Origin of the sequence: Bartonella clarridgeiae ATCC 51734 (assembly GCF_000518185.1) — a bacterium.
Taxonomy (GTDB): Bacteria; Pseudomonadota; Alphaproteobacteria; order Rhizobiales; family Rhizobiaceae; genus Bartonella; species Bartonella clarridgeiae.
This window is the reverse complement of the sequence record NZ_JADC01000002.1, coordinates 1-16543: the sequence shown is the minus strand read 5'-3', so window position 1 is coordinate 16543 and position 16543 is coordinate 1. Positions and strand designations below refer to the sequence as shown.

At 32.1% G+C, this 16543-nt stretch carries 10 protein-coding genes and 2 pseudogenes; 7 read left to right on the top strand and 5 right to left on the bottom strand.

Going from position 1 to position 16543, the window contains the following annotated elements:
• The 7 genes and pseudogenes from T420_RS07450 to T420_RS0100105 form a co-directional block, all read left to right on the top strand.
• Positions 1-150 (top strand): annotated as a pseudogene (locus tag T420_RS07450) (type IV secretion system protein VirB10); the annotation flags it as partial.
• Positions 147-356 (top strand): annotated as a pseudogene (locus T420_RS0100130) (P-type DNA transfer ATPase VirB11); the annotation flags it as partial. The pseudogenes T420_RS07450 and T420_RS0100130, both read left to right, overlap by 4 nt.
• A 47-nt stretch (positions 357-403) precedes the next feature.
• Positions 404-2500 (top strand): BID domain-containing T4SS effector, encoded by a 2097-nt coding sequence (locus tag T420_RS07425; RefSeq protein WP_162097326.1) that lies wholly within the window; start codon positions 404-406, stop codon positions 2498-2500.
• A 190-nt stretch (positions 2501-2690) separates the two neighbouring features.
• Entirely contained in the window at positions 2691-4319 is a 1629-nt protein-coding gene (locus tag T420_RS0100120) for a BID domain-containing T4SS effector (RefSeq protein WP_026501028.1), read from the top strand.
• Between the two features lie 194 nt (positions 4320-4513).
• The gene (locus tag T420_RS0100115; RefSeq protein ID WP_013544965.1) at positions 4514-6106 is read left to right on the top strand and encodes a BID domain-containing T4SS effector; all 1593 of its coding nucleotides are present in this window, start codon (positions 4514-4516) and stop codon (positions 6104-6106) included.
• Between the two features lie 141 nt (positions 6107-6247).
• Positions 6248-8164, top strand: a complete 1917-nt coding sequence (gene traG / locus T420_RS0100110; protein WP_013544966.1) for a Ti-type conjugative transfer system protein TraG — start codon at positions 6248-6250, stop codon at positions 8162-8164.
• 112 nt (positions 8165-8276) lie between these two features.
• Complete coding sequence (locus tag T420_RS0100105; RefSeq protein ID WP_013544967.1) at positions 8277-8483, top strand: antitoxin VbhA family protein; 207 nt, start codon at positions 8277-8279, stop codon at positions 8481-8483.
• Between the two features lie 729 nt (positions 8484-9212).
• Here the strand turns inward: T420_RS0100105 and T420_RS0100100 are convergent.
• From T420_RS0100100 to virB11, 5 genes are all read right to left on the bottom strand, one after another.
• Complete coding sequence (locus T420_RS0100100; protein WP_013544968.1) at positions 9213-10916, bottom strand: BID domain-containing T4SS effector; 1704 nt, start codon at positions 10914-10916, stop codon at positions 9213-9215.
• A 472-nt stretch (positions 10917-11388) separates the two neighbouring features.
• Positions 11389-11595: an antitoxin VbhA family protein gene (locus tag T420_RS0100095; protein WP_013544970.1), complete on the bottom strand. Its 207-nt coding sequence runs from the start codon at positions 11593-11595 to the stop codon at positions 11389-11391.
• A gap of 182 nt (positions 11596-11777) precedes the next feature.
• Positions 11778-13700 carry a BID domain-containing T4SS effector gene (locus T420_RS06755; RefSeq protein ID WP_013544971.1) on the bottom strand — a complete coding sequence of 641 codons (1923 nt, stop codon included), beginning with the start codon at positions 13698-13700 and terminating at the stop codon, positions 11778-11780.
• Between the two features lie 163 nt (positions 13701-13863).
• Positions 13864-15516: a BID domain-containing T4SS effector gene (locus T420_RS0100085; RefSeq protein WP_013544972.1), complete on the bottom strand. Its 1653-nt coding sequence runs from the start codon at positions 15514-15516 to the stop codon at positions 13864-13866.
• Between the two features lie 134 nt (positions 15517-15650).
• Positions 15651-16543 (bottom strand): P-type DNA transfer ATPase VirB11 (virB11, locus tag T420_RS06750; RefSeq protein ID WP_035450769.1); only part of this gene is annotated, 893 nt, incomplete at its 5' end.

The window sequence follows — 16543 nt, the reverse complement described above, 5'->3', positions numbered from 1 at the left end:
AATCAGGGTGAAATGATCAATGTCTTTGTGGTGCGCGACCTCGATTTCTCCACTGTGTACAAATTAAAAATTATCGAAAATAACAAACAGATTATTCATCGTGCCTTTTCAGGGGACTTCAATAAAAACTCTATGGTAACTCCCAAATGAAGCAAAACTCTCAAAATATAAGTGATGAAACCGTCGCTATCGTCTCAACAAAACTCAAACCAATTCGTACCTTTCTCAAAGATGAAAGTCTCTTCGAAATCGTCATTAATCGTCCCTATCAAGTCATGATCGAAGGAATAAAAGGATGGAAAACAATCGAAGTTCCAGAACTCTCCTTTAATGAACTCATCGGTATCGCTAAAGTAAAAATATATACTTTTGTTTCATGAAAAAAACGAAAAAAGGAACAATTATGCCAAATTCAAAATTAGCTGGTTATCCAACTCTAACAAAAGAAGAATTACAAAAGCGCCAAAAAATCCTTCAGTCGGTCATTAGTGCCTATACTATTAGAAATACTCCTTTGCACTCTAATACACTCATCACTTTACAAGGGTACGCAAAGGGACGTTATTCATTAAGTGAATTTAATGTTATCATGGACACTAATTTAAAAGCTATTCTGAATGAGGTAACAGATGGAAACATAAACAGTGTGTCTCCTGATACTATAAATGCACATCATGCAATAAGAGCAATTATTAATCTACACCAAAATTTTCCAGGTATTCGAAATATAGAGACAGCTAATTATTGTACTCTAATAATAGATGAATTACAAAAACGTCGCACAATTATTGATTCAGCCATTAATACCCATGTTATTGAAAATATTTCTTTGCATCCTAGTACACTCATAGCTTTAGAAGAATATACAAAGGGAAACTATTCAGTAAATGAATTTGATATTGTTATGGATAGTATTGAAACAACGATTCTGGATAATTTAAAGAATGTGAATATAGATAGTGCGACTCTTAATACTATAAATGCGCATCATAGAATGAAAGCAATCATTGCCTTAAACGAAGAGTCTTTGCCAGAAAAGTTTGATTCTTCTTATTTAAAATATCTTCATGGACGTTTATTTAGGGAACAGTTTGAACCGACTGGACATATTAGCGATCATCCACTGACATCTAAAGATGGTATAACTGCAAGCATGCTAACAGTGAAAATACTGAACTCAAATAATGTGTTTACAGAAGATAAAAAAATCCAAGAAAGCTTACAGAAATTTGATCAAATGCTTGTTGCAAAGAATAATTTAAAAGGCTTATCGCGCAAAGAATTTATTGATGAGGCAGCAAAACTTTTTTCTTCTCTCAGCCGTATACATCCATTTAAAGAAGGCAACGAAATTACACAACGAATGTTTTTTGAAAAGCTTGCAGAAGCTGCAGGTCATCAACTTGATTTTTCAGTTGTGACAAAAGAACGCATGGTACGTGCCTACAGTGATACGATAGAGAAAAAAGATAATGTAAGGAGTGAAGTTATAGAACATCTTTTTGAGGATATTTCCAATCCAGAAAAAGTAAGTATTTTAAAGGAACTTATCTATAACGAATTTAATATTAAGTGCAAAGATCTAAATAATACAAATATTATAATGCCACGTGATGATATACCCTATTTAGGTATTTATAAAGGAAGTATTGGAAATGCTATTATGGTTGATACAGAGAATTCTTGTGTCGTATGCCTTAAAGATTATCTCACACCGAAAAAACTCAAAGGATTAAAGATTGGTGATAGGCTCATTTTTAAAACTTTAAACAAAAAAAATTTAGATACAATTCTCATCCCAGAAGAACAATTACCTCCTTTGACGGAAGATGAAATTGTTCAAGAGCTTGTAAAAAATACCATTGTCCAAGAAAAATTAGAAAAGATCGAGCGATATTCAAAAACTGTGTATAAAGATTCAAAAATACTGCATGAACATATAATAATGATGAATAAAAATCCAGAAAATTATAGATTTTTTTCCGATCAGATTGTTTCTGATCCAAAAAGTATTTCTGATGCAGCAAATAAAAAATTCAGATCTAACACAGATCAAAAGGACATTTATAAACTTGGTAACGCAATTGATGATTATATTATGACTGTAAAACATCGTAAAAGTCTAATGGTTGAACAGCATAATGCACAACAAAAACGCCTTGGAACAATAGTAACAATGCCTAGCAAAGCAATGCAAGATGTTCTTAACTTGCCAAAAAATATGCAGAAAGAAACTTTAAAGTCCTCTCCTCTCCTTTACAAAGAACTCAATAATTTTATAAGTGATGTTACCTTTCGTCTTTTACCAGAAGAGCATAAAGCGCTCTGTAATGCTGATTATAAAACACTCTCTGAAAGCATTGGTATATCAGAAAGTAAAGCGAAGACAATTATAAAACTTGTTACCCAATCCAAAGAGTTGTGTGAATCATTGAAACCAGTCAGACCTGAGCAGCCAACAGAAATGAATATAAACAAAACAAATTCTATAAGAATGTAGTTTCAAAATAACAACAGCATAACAAAGTAAAAACATATTTTTGTTTCATAAAAGCAAATAAAAAACAAAAAAAAGAAGTTATACTGACAGCATTAACTAATTGTTCGATATCTCTAACACTAAAAGAATTACAAAAAAGTCCGGAATTTGTTGATACAGCTGTTAGTACTTATTGGGAATAAAATAAACAATGACAACATCTTCCGATATATCCTTAGCCCGTAATTATGCCTATCCTAACAGTAAAACATTAAAGAATAAATATGGAATAATGGATTTTAAAAAACTTGAAAAGAAATGTACACATGATGCAAAAAAAGTAATCGTCAATTTGCATCAAGAACCGCTACCAGAAAAGTTTGATTCTTCTTATTTAAAATATCTCCATAAATGCTTATTTGAAGACGCATTTGAATGGGCCGGACATACCCGCGATCTCCCCTTTACATTTAAAGACGGCACAACTGCCCAAATGTTAATGATGAAAATGCCGAATTCAAATATTTTTTTTGTAGCTGGTAACAAAATTCAAGAAAGCTTACAGGAATTTGACCAAATGCTTGTTGCAAAGAATAATTTGCAAGGTTTATCGCGCGAAGAATTTATTGATGAGGCAGCAAAGCTTTTTTCTTCTCTCAACTATATACATCCTTTCAGAGGTGGTAATGAACCTACACAACAAATGTTTTTTGAAAAGCTTGCGGAAGCTGCAGGTCATAGAATTGATTTTTCAATTGTGACACAAGAACGCATGATACGTGCTTGTACTGATGCGATAACTCTAAAAGGTGATGAAGCTCATGAAGCGATGAAACATTTATTTGAAGATATTTCCAATCCAGAAAAAGTACGTGTTTTAAAGGAATTACTCAATCACATACCTAGGCTTGAGTGCAAACGTTTGGATAATGAATATGTTGTAATGCCACGTGAAGGTATGACCTATACAGGTATTTACAAAGGAGGTAGTTTAGATTCTATTATAGTTGAAACAGTGGATTCTTGCGTCATATGTCATAAAGATTATCTTACACCAGAACAAATCAAGGCATTAAAATTCGGTGATGGGGTTACCTTTACAGTTCCAATAAATAAAGATTTAGATCAAATTCTTATCCCAGCAGAAAAGTTAGCTCCTTTGAGGGAAGAGGAAATAATCAAAAAGATTAAAAATACTGATTGTATTAAAGAAAGCCGAAAAGGAATTGACCATTTATTAAAGCTTGTTTATGGAGATCCAACAATATTAGATAAGCATATGAATCTTATTAATAAAGATCCTGAAATGGGTCAACAGCTTGCCGAACAGATTAGAAATTCTCCTAAATCTATTTCTAAACTCGCAGGCTTCAAAATATGGCGTATAAGGAGTCCAAAACGCAGGGTAGCTGAAAGAAATATTTCAAGCCTCAGTCGAGCAATTACACAACATGTGCAAATTGTAAAATCTGTTAAAGATAAAATTTTTATAGAGTATAAAAGAAAACAAAAACGACTTGAGCAAGTAGTAAAAATACCTAGTAAAGAAGTGCGAGAGAGTCTTAATTTGCCAAAGGATATACAAAAAAAAGCTTTAGAGTCTTCTCCTTCACTTCACAGAGATCTTTGTGATTTTCTGTGTAAAGTCAATTCTCGTCTTTCAATGAGTGAGCTAGAACATATTCGTGATACTAATCATAAAATACTGGCTGAAAGTATTGGCATATCACAAAGTAAAGCGAAGATAATTACACAAACTTTTAATAAAGGAGTAAAATTATACAAACAATTTGAAACAATCAAAGCTGACCGTTCGAAAATAGCGGCTATGACCATCTGAAAATTTAAGTTTTTTCACTTTGTATTCTAATATGGATGATATAGATGAGGAGGAATTTTCATGATAACATTATACCCATAAAGAGAGAAAAATCATTCTTGATGATTATAGCATCAAAAAGAAAATAATAACAACATCACCAAAGTAAAAACATATTTTTATTTCATGAAAGCAATAAAGTGAAAGGAAGAGATATGTATTCATTCTATTATTATCCTGATACTCAAATATTAAAAAATAAATATGGAATAATGAATGAAAAAGAATTAAATGCCCAATGCAGTCGTGATACAGCAAAAGCAATTGTCAGTTTGCGTCAAGAACCACTACCAGAAAAGTTTGATTCTTCTTATTTAAAATATCTCCATAAATGCTTATTTGCGAACACGTTTGAATGGGCCGGACATACCCGCAATCTCCCCTTTAAGTTTGAAGATGGCACGCGTGGCAAATTGTTGGTGATGCGAATACCAAACTCAAATAATTTTTTTGTCAGTGGTAGCAATATCAAAAAAAGCTTGCAGGAATTTGATAAGACGCTTTCTGAAAAGAATAATTTACAAGGATTATCGCGTAAAGAATTTATCGAGGAGGCGGTAAAGCTTTTTTCCTTTCTTAACTATATACATCCATTCAGAACTAGTAATGGACGTGCGCAACGAATGTTTTTTGAAAAGCTTGCAGAAGCCGCAGGTCATAGGCTTGATTTTTCAGTTGTGACAAAACAACGCATGATACGTGTTTGTAATGATGCGATACCTGTAAAAGGTAATATAAATTATGAAGGGATGAAACATCTCTTTGAAGATATTTCCAATCCAGAGAAAGTATATCTTTTAAAAAAATTTGTTTGCCAGGTACCTAAGGCTGAACGTAAAAATCTAAATAATAAAGTTGTTATAATTTCACGTGAAGGTATGACCTATGAGGGTCTCTATATAAAGAGTGGTTTAGATTCTGTTATGATTGAAACAAAGGATTTTTGCGTCATATGCCATAAAGATTATCTTACACCAGAACAACTGAAGACATTAAAACCCGGTAATCAGCTTACTGTTACAGTTCCAATAAATGATTTAAACAAAATACTCATCCCAGCAGAAAAATTAGCTCCCTTGACAGAAGACGACATAATCAAAAAAATTGAAAATGATGCTGGTGTTCAAGCAAGTCGAAAAAAAATCGAAGAGCTATCAAAACTTGTTTACGGCAATTCAAAAATATTAAATTCAAGTATAACGCTTATTCATACAAATTTCGATTTCGGTAGTGATCTTTCTAAACAGATTATAAATTCTCCTAAATCTATTTCTAAGTTATTAGGTTACAAAATATTAGGCATAAGAAGTCCAGCACGTAAAAACGCTGAAAGCAATATTAGTGCACTTAGTACTGAAGTTAATAAGTATGTAGATATGGTATTAGAGATTAAATATGAGATTATTGGAAAACATAAAGCAAAAGAAAAGCGCCTTGCACAAACAGTAAAGATGCCTAGTAAAGAAATGCAAGATATGCTTAACTTATCTAGAAGAATGCAAATAAAGACTTTAGAGAGCTCTCCTGCACTTTACACAGAACTCACTCATTTTATGCGCAAAATCACTCTGCGTCTTTCAACAAGAGAGAATCAAGGGCTTCGTAATGCTAATTATAAAGAACTTTCTGAAAGTATTGGTATATCAGAAAATAAAGCAAAGATAATAATAGAAACCGTTGATAAAACTAAAAGGTTATTGGAGCTATTGCAACCTAACCGCCCACAAATGATAACTAAGACCATCTGAGAATGCAAGGCTTTGTATTTTATTTACATTCATAGGTAATAATTTTTGTAATAACTACATCTTCAAAAAGATGGAGTTTAAATTATAAGTTTAATTAATGAAGTATTTTTTATGGCATGGTGAAATAAAGAGTAGGACATAATGAAATATACAAAAACGCAGCTGGTTTTTATTTTAATGCCAATACTTTTGGGCGCTTTAACGATATTCTTTTTTCCTTACTTATTATTATTTATGATAAATGGGTTACAGGATTATGAGAAATATTGGTATATTCGTTCAGAACCATTATTGGTGCTGATGTTCGTTGTCGCCATACCATTAATTTATACTATATCGCAAAAATTATATTTACGCAAAGCGATTACAATTGTTACAGCGATTTTTTTTACTGGCACTTCTCTTTATTATATTAGCTGTGAAGTTAAACGCTTAAGTCCTTATATCGGCCAACAAGGAATAACGTGGAGCTATGCTATAAAGTTTATCGATAACATGATTTTCTTTGGCATAATTGGCGGTGTTTTTCTTTTAGCAGTTCAATTCTTAATAGCAACTCCGCGTAAAAGTAAAAAAGGAGTGAAGCGTGCCAAAAAAGCAATTTTTGGTGATGCATCATGGATGAATTTAAATGAAGCAAAAAAAATTTTTCCTGCAGATGGTCAAATTGTTATTGGCGAAAGATACCGTGTTGACCAAGATAGTGTGTGTAATATTCCCTTTGCGCCAGGTGATAAATCAACATGGGGGAAAGGTGGAACAGCGCCTTTGTTAACATTTAATCTTGATTTTGGTTCAACACATATGATTTTTTTTGCTGGTTCTGGTGGCTATAAAACAACAAGTACAGTGATCCCAGCATGTTTAAAATATCCAGGATCCATTGTTTGTCTTGATCCTTCAACAGAAGTTGCACCAATGGTTCAACTTACGCGTAAAAAAATGAATAATAGAAATGTTATTGTTCTTGATCCAACTTCAATATCAACAAAAACTTTCAATGTTCTCGATTGGCTTTTAGACGATAGCGTACCCCGCACACAACGTGAAGCCAATATCGTAGGTTTTTCTAAATTGCTACTTACTGATAAAAAATCAGAGAATTCTTCAGCAGAATATTTTTCGACACAAGCGCATAATCTCTTAACTGCTCTTCTTGCACATGTCATATTCTCTGACGAATACGAAGACAGTGAGCGTCATTTAAAAACGTTGCGCAAAATTCTTTCTCAATCAGAAACGGCTGTTGTTAATCAATTGCGCAATATTCAAGATACATCACCTTCTCCTTTTATTCGTGAAATGGTTGGTATTTTCACAGAAATGGCAGATCAAACTTTTTCAGGTGTTTATACAACTGCCGCAAAAGATACTCAGTGGCTTTCTTTGTCCAATTACGCGGATCTTGTTTGTGGTGATGATTTCTCATCCTCGGATATAGCAGATGGGAATACAGATATTTTTCTTAATCTTCCTGCAAGTATTTTGAATAGTTATCCAGGAATTGGGCGTGTGATTATTGGTGCTTTTTTAAATGCAATGGTTACAGCAGATGGAAACTACAAAAAGCGTGTTTTGTTTGTCTTGGATGAGGTTGATTTGCTTGGTTATATGAATATTTTGGAAGAAGCACGTGACCGTGGACGTAAATATGGCACATCCTTAATGTTATTTTATCAGTCTTCTGGTCAGTTGGTAAATCACTTCGGAAAATCAGGAGCACAATCATGGTTTGAAAGTTGTTCGTTTGTGAGTTATGCTGCTATTAAAGATTTACAAACAGCTAAAGATATTTCAGAACGTTGTGGTCAAATGACTATTGAAGTGACAGGAGCAAGTAAATCTAGAGGGCAACTTTTAAAAGGTTCTAAAAATATGAATTATCAACAAAGATCACTGATTTTGCCTCATGAAATTATTCAAGAGATGCGCCAAGATGAACAAATCATTCTCATGCAAGGACAACCACCTTTACGATGTGGACGAGCAATCTATTTTAGAAGAAAAGAACTGTTAGCTGCTACTGAAAAGAATCGTTTTGCTCCAAAAGGGAAGTAAAACTGATAAAATACTTTATAAGTATTTATTTTCAAAAAAACAATAAAAGCATTAAAAAATAAGAACGTATGCTTATGTTTTATGAAAGCAAATAAAGAAAAAGGAAAGGTTCATGAAAAAAGATTCAACTGATTACTCTACATCTCTAACGCCAGAAGAATTACAAAAACGCCGCGAAGCGGTTGATGCAGCTATCAGTACACATGCAATTGAAGGGATTACTCTTCATTCTAAAACGCTCGAGATTTTAGAAGGATACGCGAAGGGAGAATATTCATTAGAAGAATTCAATACTCTTATGGACAATGCAATACTCTAAAGAATTCACCATAAAAAAGTAAGTTTTAGAGCTTAAAGACACATGATGTTAACATTTCATAATCTATCCTTATTTCATAATTATATCTATTCTGATAGTAAAATGTTAAAAATAAATTTGGAAATCCTCCTCAATTTATTTTTAAACTGGCAGATTTCAAAATAGGAATCTTAAATAGTTCAAAACGTAGAATAGTCTGAAAAAGATATTTCAAAATTCAGTCAAGCAATTGAAGAATATGGTAATGCTGTAGAATTTTCTAAAAATGGAATTTTTCAAAAGCATCAAGGAGAACAAAAACGTCTTGAATAAGTTGTAGAAACTCTTGGCAAAGCATTGTAAGACACTCTTAACATGTCAAAAGATATGTAAAAAGGTTTTAAATTGTAAAGGACTCTTTTAAGATTCACCAAGATCTTTGTAATTTTATAAGTAAAGTCAATTTACTTTGTTCACTATTCTCACCAATTAAATATAAATTGCTTAAACAATATAATTACCAACAACTTGCTAGAAAGTATTGGTATATAAAAAGTAAAGCAAGGAGAATTATAGAAACTTTTATAATAAAACCGAAGTAATACACTCTTCAAGACATTCCAAATTAATCCGTTAAAAACAATTGCTATAGCTAACTAAAACTAAAATGTGAATTCTTAGTGTATTTAATATTCATCGGTAAGAATTGTTTCTATAACATTATGTTCAAAAGTTTCTGCTTACTCATTTTTAATTTTCTATCATCATTATTTTCAATTTATTTATTTGGAAAGCTCGAAATTCGATGCATATTTCTTTGGCTTTATTAAAAATTTCTGTAATTATTCTCGCTCTATTTTCTGATATGCCAATGCTTTCAGCGAGTGTTTTATAATCAGCATCATTAAGTGCTTTATGCTCGCTTGTTGAAAGACGCAAAACGATTTTACTCATAAAGTTATTGAATTCTTCTCGAAGTAAAGGGGAAGACTCTAAATATTTGTTCCATTTATCCTTTGGTGAATTAAGAATATTTAATACTGCTTCGCTAGGCATTTCTATTGCTTGTTTAACACGTCTTTGTTCTACTTGATGCTCTTTAAGAATTCTATTTTTAGTAGATTCTATAGTATCTACATATTTTTCAATTGCTTGACTAAGTTTTGAAAAATTCTTTTCAGCTATTTTGCGTTTTGGACTCTTTATTATCCATATTTTAAAACCCGCAAACTTAGAAATGGATTGAGGAGAATTTTCAATCTGTTCGGCAAGCTGTTTACTTGTTTCAGGATTCTTATGAATAAGATGCAGATTTTGATCTAATATTTTTGAGTTGCCATAGACAAGTTTTGATAAATGCTCGATTTCTTCTCGATTTTTTAAAATATAGATATTATTTATAATCGTTTCGATTATTTTTTTTTCCGTTAAAGGAGCTAATTTCTCCGCTGGAATGAGAATCTTGTCTAAATTTTTGGTTATTGGAGCTATAAAGGTGATTTTATCACCAAATTTTAATGCCTTAAGTTGTTCTGGTGTGAGATAATCTTTATGGCATATAACACAAGAATCCATTGTTTTAATCATAATGGAATTTGGGCTATCAGCTTCATAGGTGCCCGTGTAGGTATCTCCTTCATTTGGTGCTACAATAATTTGATCATTTATATTACAGGAGTCAACATCTACTCTTATTCTGTAGTTGATGAATTCCTTTAAAATACGTACTTTTTCTGGATTGGAAATATCTTCAAACAGATGCTTCACAGTAGTTGTATTATCTACATCACCTTTTAGCATTATTGCATCACTATAGATACGTGTCATGCGTTCTTTTGTCGCAACTGAAAAATCAAGCTTATGACCTGCAGCTTCTGCAAGCTTTTCAAAAAATATTTGTTGTGTAAGCCCATTCCCTTCTCTAAATGGATATACATTAGTAAGAAAAGCAAATATTTCCCCTGCATCATTAACAAACTCTTCGCGCGATAATCCTTGTAAATTGTTTTTTTTAGAAAGTGTTCTATCGATTTTTTCTAAACATTCTTTAATTTTATCACCAACTGCTAGAGAAACTATCGAGGATGAACTACCGATTTTTCTCATGACGGCAACTGTACCATCTTCAAACTTAAATGGGAGATCGCGGGTATGCCCAGCCCATTCAAACGTATTTTCAAATAAGCGTTTATGAAGGTATTTTAAATAGGAGGAATCAAACTTTTTTGGTAGTGCTTCTTGACGTAAATTGACAACTGCTTCTGCTACATCATGCTCACATTTTTGAACAAAGCGTATAAAGTCTTTTATTCCATATTTATTTTTTAGTGTATTGCTGTTAGAATAGGTATAATTATCAGGTAATGCTTCAAGTTTTTCTGTTTTATTGAAGTATAAAGTATTTAGCTCTTGCAATGTAGGAGGGGGAAAATGCTTATTTAGAGTTTTTTTCATAAATTTTTTCTTTTTTTAAAAAAAAAAATTTTATTTTAAATTTTCTATAGTCATTTTTTTTAATTGATTAATTTGGAGCTTTCCAAATTCAAGGCATAGTTCTTTAATTTTATCACCAATTACTAGAGAAACTATTGAGGATGAATTCCTGATTTTGCTCAACCATCTTCAAACTTAAATGGGAAATCGCAAATACGCCCCCCATTCAAATGTATTTTCAAACAAGCATTTATGAAGGTATTTTAAATAGGAGAAATCAAACTTTTCTGGCAGTGTTTCTTGACGTAAATTGACAATTGCTTCTACTGTATCATGGGTGCATTTCTTTTTATTGTTCAAAATTCATTATTCCATATTTATTTTTTAGCGTTTCGCTATCAGAATGGATATAATTATGCGATAAGGATAGACTATGAAAATGTTAACATCATGTGTCCTTAAGCTCTAAAACTTACTTTTTATGGTGAATTCTTTAGAGTATTGCATTGTCCATAAGAGTATTGAATTCTTCTAATGAATATTCTCCCTTCGCGTATCCTTCTAAAATCTCGAGCGTTTTAGAATGAAGAGTAATCCCTTCAATTGCATGTGTACTGATAGCTGCATCAACCGCTTCGCGGCGTTTTTGTAATTCTTCTGGCGTTAGAGATGTAGAATGATTAGTTGAAATTTTTTTCATGAACCTTTCCTTTTTTTTACTTGCTTTCATAAAACATAAGCATACATTTTTATTTTTTATGCTTTTATTGTTTTTTTGAAGCTAAACACTTATGTAAAATATCTCACTCTTTCCATGAATTAAAATATTGCCATAACAATTGCCATCTATAAATATTAAATAAATTAAAAAACCTCACATTTTTAGCTAACCATATTCATTGTTTGTGCGTTACCAAATCTGACTTGTTTCAATGAATTTTGTAATATTTTGCTTTGCGTAAAGATTTCTTTAATTTGCTTTGCTCTATTTTCTGATATGCCAACGCTTTCAGCGAGTTCTTTATAGTTAGCATCACGGAGCAATTTATACTCTTTTAATGTAAGACGGCAACGGATTTTTTTTATAAAATTATTGAGTTCTTCGTGCAGCGAAGGAGAGGACTTCAAAGCTTCTTTCTGCATATCTTTTGGCAAGTTAAAAATATTTTGTATTTCTTTGCTGGGCATTTCCACTACTGTCGCAAGACGTTGTTGTTCAATTAGATACTCTCCAAGAATTACACTTTTCACACGTTTTACAGTATTCACATATTCATCAATTTTTTGAACAAGTATATAAATATTTTGTTTAGCTATTTCGTGTTTTGAGTTTCCTATGCCTAATATTTTCTTACCTGCTAATTTAGATATAGATTCAGGAGAATTAGTAATCTGCTTAACAAGCTCTAGACCAAACTGTGTATTTTGACTAATCATCTCTATCTTTGCGTTAAATTTTTTTAACTTGCGATAAACACGCTTTGCATAAAAATTGATCTCTTCTCGTTTTGATTGGACATCGTGATGATTTGTAATCCTTTCAACAATTTGCTCTTCAGTTAAAAAAGCTAATCTTTCTTTTGGAATGAGAAGGTTTTCTAAATCTTTTACATTTTCTTTTATTGGAACTGTAAAGGAAAACTGATTACCGACTTTTAATGTCTTAAGTTGTTCTGGTGAAAAATAATCTTTCTTAAAGATCATATAAAGCGGTTTTGCAATATAATCACGATCTGTTTTGAGTAGAATAGAATTTGGGCTATCATTTTCATAGATGCCTGTATAAATTTCATCTTTATTTGGCGTTAAAATAATTTTTTTCTGCGCATTTTTACGCTCGATATCATTCATGGAGTTCATGAATTCCTTTAAAACATATACGTTTTCTGGATTAGAAATATCTTCAAGCATATGTCCTATAGCTCTTATATCACCTATATTACCAGTATCCGTTATAGAAACCATACTGGAAACCACCATACGTTCTGCTGTGATAACTGAAAAATCAAGTTGATGACCTGCAGCTTCAGCGAGTTTTTCAAAAAACATTCGTTGTGCACGCCCATTACCATCTCTGAATGGATGTATGTGATTAAGAAAAGTAAATATACCCGTTGCTTTATGAACAAAATCTTGACGCGATAGTCCTTTAAGGTTATCGTGCTCTGCAAGTATTTTGTCTATATTTTTTAGTTCTTTGGGAATTCTCTCACTTGTTAGAAAAGAATTGTTTGAGTTCAATTTTTTCATTGTTGGCATAATAGCAGCTGTTCCATCTGCAAATGTAAATGTAACATCGCGAGTATTTCCAGCCCATTCAAATGTATTTTCAAACAAGCGTTTATGAAGATATTTTAGATAAGAAGAATCAAACCGTTCTGGTAGAGGTTCACAGTGTAGGTTAAGGATTGCCTTCACCACGTGATGTCCACTTACTGCACCAAGAACTTGATTGTCTTTTATTCCGTGTTTATTTTTCAGTACCCAACTTCTAGGATAGATATAATTGTAAGGTGATGGGGAATTAAAGTTAGATGATATTATGGTTTCTTCCACTTGCGGTTCTTCTGTAATTGTAATCTGCATATCGTCCAGAATAATTCGTTCAACAGTATCCATAATAATATTAAATTCATCTAATGAATAATCTCCTTCTGCATATCTTTCTAAAGTTAGAAGTGTATCAGAATGCAAAGTAATATTTTCAATAGTGTGAGTGTGAATCGCCGAATCAACGATTCGGCGACGTTTTTGTAATTCTTCTGCTGTCAAAGATACAGAATTATTAAATAGTTTTATTGGCATAATTTGCTCTTTTTATTTGTTTTAATGAAAAAAATATATCTTTACTTTTTATGCTGTTATCACTGTTGTGACGCTATATATCCATCAGTGATAACTTTGTATGATATTGTATCAACGATTTCGATCCATTCATATAAGAATGAAAATGAAAAATCTTGTATTTTTAGATAGCCATAGCCATCTGTGTTGACCTATTCATTTTGATTTTTTGAAGTTGTTGGTATACTTCTCTTGTTTCATTAAAAATTACTATAAGAGTTTGTGCTTTACTTTCTGACATACCAATGCTTTCAGCGATTTCTTTATAATTACCTTTTCTGATTGCTTTACTCTGGTCTTTTGAAAGACGAGAATTGACTTTACACAAAAAATGACAAAGCTCTTTTTGAAGTTCAATACAATTCTTTGAGGTTAACTTTTGTCTCCTTATATCCTGTGGCATAACAAGAATATCCTGCACTGCTTTGCTAGGCATTTCTACTGAATTTTCAAGCCGTTTTTGTTCTAAATGATGATTTTGCATAATTTTATTTTTAGAAGATTCTACAATAGAAATATATGTTCGAATTTTTTGATTGAGTGGTAAAATATTTCTTTCAGCTGTTCTGCGTTTTGGAGTTTTTATGCCGCATATTGTTAAACCCGCAAGATCATCGCCGGTAGAAAGATGCTTTAAAAGCCAGTTAGAGGTTTTTTCATTATCTTCTGCTGTTTGCTTAATAAACTCTATACTGCGATTTAACTTTTGTGAATTGCCATAGACAAGTTTTGATAAATGTTTGATTTCTTTTTCGCAGTTTTGAATCGCAGTATCGTTTCTAATCTTTTCGAGTAACTCTTCTTTCTTTAAAGGAGCTAATTTTTCTGCTGGAATGAGAATTTGATCTAAATCTTTATTTCCTGGAATTGCAAAGGTAACTGTATCACCGCATTTTAATGTCTTCAGTTTTTCTGGTGTTAAATGATCTTTACAGCATACAATATATGAATCTTTTGTTACAATTATAATAGAATCTGAACTACTATTTTTATATCTACCCGTATAGATTACATTATCACGTGGTACTATAACAACGTGACTATCCATATAATTACGTTCATATTGAGGCAAAGAGCATAAAAAATTCCTTAAAATATGCACTTTTTTTGGATTAGAGATATCTTCGAAAAGATGTTGCATCGTTTTATAATTTACATTACCTTTTACAGGTATTGCATCTCTACAGGCAAATGTCATGCGTTGTTTTGTAGCAATTGAAAAATCAAGTTGATGACCTGCAGCTTCTGCAAGCTTTTCAAAAAACATTCGTTGTGCACGTCCATTACCATCTCTGAATGGATGTACATAATTGAGAAAAGAAAAAAGCTTTACTGCCTCCTCGACAAATTTTTCACGCGATAAATCTTTTAATTGTTTCTTCTCAATGAGAGCTTGATCAAATTTCTGTAAGCTTTTTGCAATTTTTTGACTCTCTTGAAAAAAAACATCTGAGTTTGGTATTGTTACATTTACCATTTCGGCAGTTGTGCCATCTGCAAATGTAAATGGAAGATCGCGGGTATGTCCAGCCCATTCAAACATTTCCTCAAATAAGCATTTATGAAGATATTTCAAATAGGAAGAATCAAAGTTTTTTGGTAATGGCTCTTGACGTAACTGAACAGCTATTTTCTCTGAAAGCAACTGACTTTTTTTGTCAAGATACAGAGAATCTTGGATTCCATGTTTATTTTTTAATGTGTTACTGCCAGAATAAGTATAATCACAAGATGAATTTTTATTTCTTCTTAAAGCATTCTGTAGTCTTTTTACCATGTTAAACCTTTCAAAATATTACTTTTAATAAATACATTCCCCCCACGTAAATTCTTCTGAAATTTCAGATACTTTAGTATGAATACTAATATTTGTCCTGAAATATGAAAGATTTTTTGTTATATTTTCTTAATTTAATTACCTCCAAAGATATTTCGTTGCTTGAAAGGATCATAATAAATTTCTGTAACCTTAAATTTTCCTTCGATCCGTTTGCATTGAATGATAACATCAACCATTGAAATTAATAATCCTCGAATATCATCGCGCTCTAAATCGGCTCCTCCTTCACTTTCTTTGACCAGCAGAGTCATTTGCTCAAATGCAGCAAGTGCTGTTGACGCATGAACTGTTGTAATCGAACCTGGGTGTCCTGAATTAACATTACGGATATAATAAAAAGCAGTACCATCTCGCAACTCTTGTAGAAGAATACGGTCAGGACGCATTCGTAAAGCAGATTCAAGTAACTGTTTTGGTCCAACAGAAGCTAAACCATGCCCATCTTTTGCGTAGATCATAGAGACACGATTAGGATGTGGCACGATCAATTCTGGTGTATCTTCAATAGTTATAATACGCTCGTCATTAGGAATTTTAGCGATCAACGCTTTCGAAAGCGTTGTTTTACCAGACCCTGTTTTTCCTGAAATAAGGATATTTTTTTGCAATTTCACAGCCTGATTTAAAAAAGAAACAAAGTTTTTATTGTAATAATCGATTACCAATTCACGTTCGATACTTTTAAGTTCATTAAAACGCGATTGATAATCATTCAATGAGGTGAAAGAGACCTGTTCACACATTGAAAAAAGACCTTTATCAGCCAGATCTTCGAGTGAATAATTTCGCGACGATGGTTTACGAATTGTTATGCTGATTGTGTCTTTTTCTACAGCTGGTGGAATGACAATTTGAATACGCTCGTTATCCGGCAAGGTAGCTGATAATATTGGATTTTTATCGGAAATATTTTGCTTAGAATAAGCGGCAATGACTTTAGCGATACCGATGAGTTCATTAAAGG

Excerpts from the sequence above, each read along its gene's own strand:
- T420_RS0100095 (WP_013544970.1), bottom strand. The coding sequence starts at position 11,595 with ATGAAAAAAATTTCAACTAATCATTCTACATCTCTAACGCCAGAAGAA.
- T420_RS07425 (WP_162097326.1), top strand. The coding sequence starts at position 404 with ATGCCAAATTCAAAATTAGCTGGTTATCCAACTCTAACAAAAGAAGAA.
- T420_RS0100115 (WP_013544965.1), top strand. The coding sequence starts at position 4,514 with ATGTATTCATTCTATTATTATCCTGATACTCAAATATTAAAAAATAAA.
- traG (WP_013544966.1), top strand. The coding sequence starts at position 6,248 with ATGAAATATACAAAAACGCAGCTGGTTTTTATTTTAATGCCAATACTT.
- T420_RS0100105 (WP_013544967.1), top strand. The coding sequence starts at position 8,277 with ATGAAAAAAGATTCAACTGATTACTCTACATCTCTAACGCCAGAAGAA.
- T420_RS0100085 (WP_013544972.1), bottom strand. The coding sequence starts at position 15,516 with ATGGTAAAAAGACTACAGAATGCTTTAAGAAGAAATAAAAATTCATCT.
- T420_RS0100120 (WP_026501028.1), top strand. The coding sequence starts at position 2,691 with ATGACAACATCTTCCGATATATCCTTAGCCCGTAATTATGCCTATCCT.
- T420_RS06755 (WP_013544971.1), bottom strand. The coding sequence starts at position 13,700 with ATGCCAATAAAACTATTTAATAATTCTGTATCTTTGACAGCAGAAGAA.
- T420_RS0100100 (WP_013544968.1), bottom strand. The coding sequence starts at position 10,916 with ATGAAAAAAACTCTAAATAAGCATTTTCCCCCTCCTACATTGCAAGAG.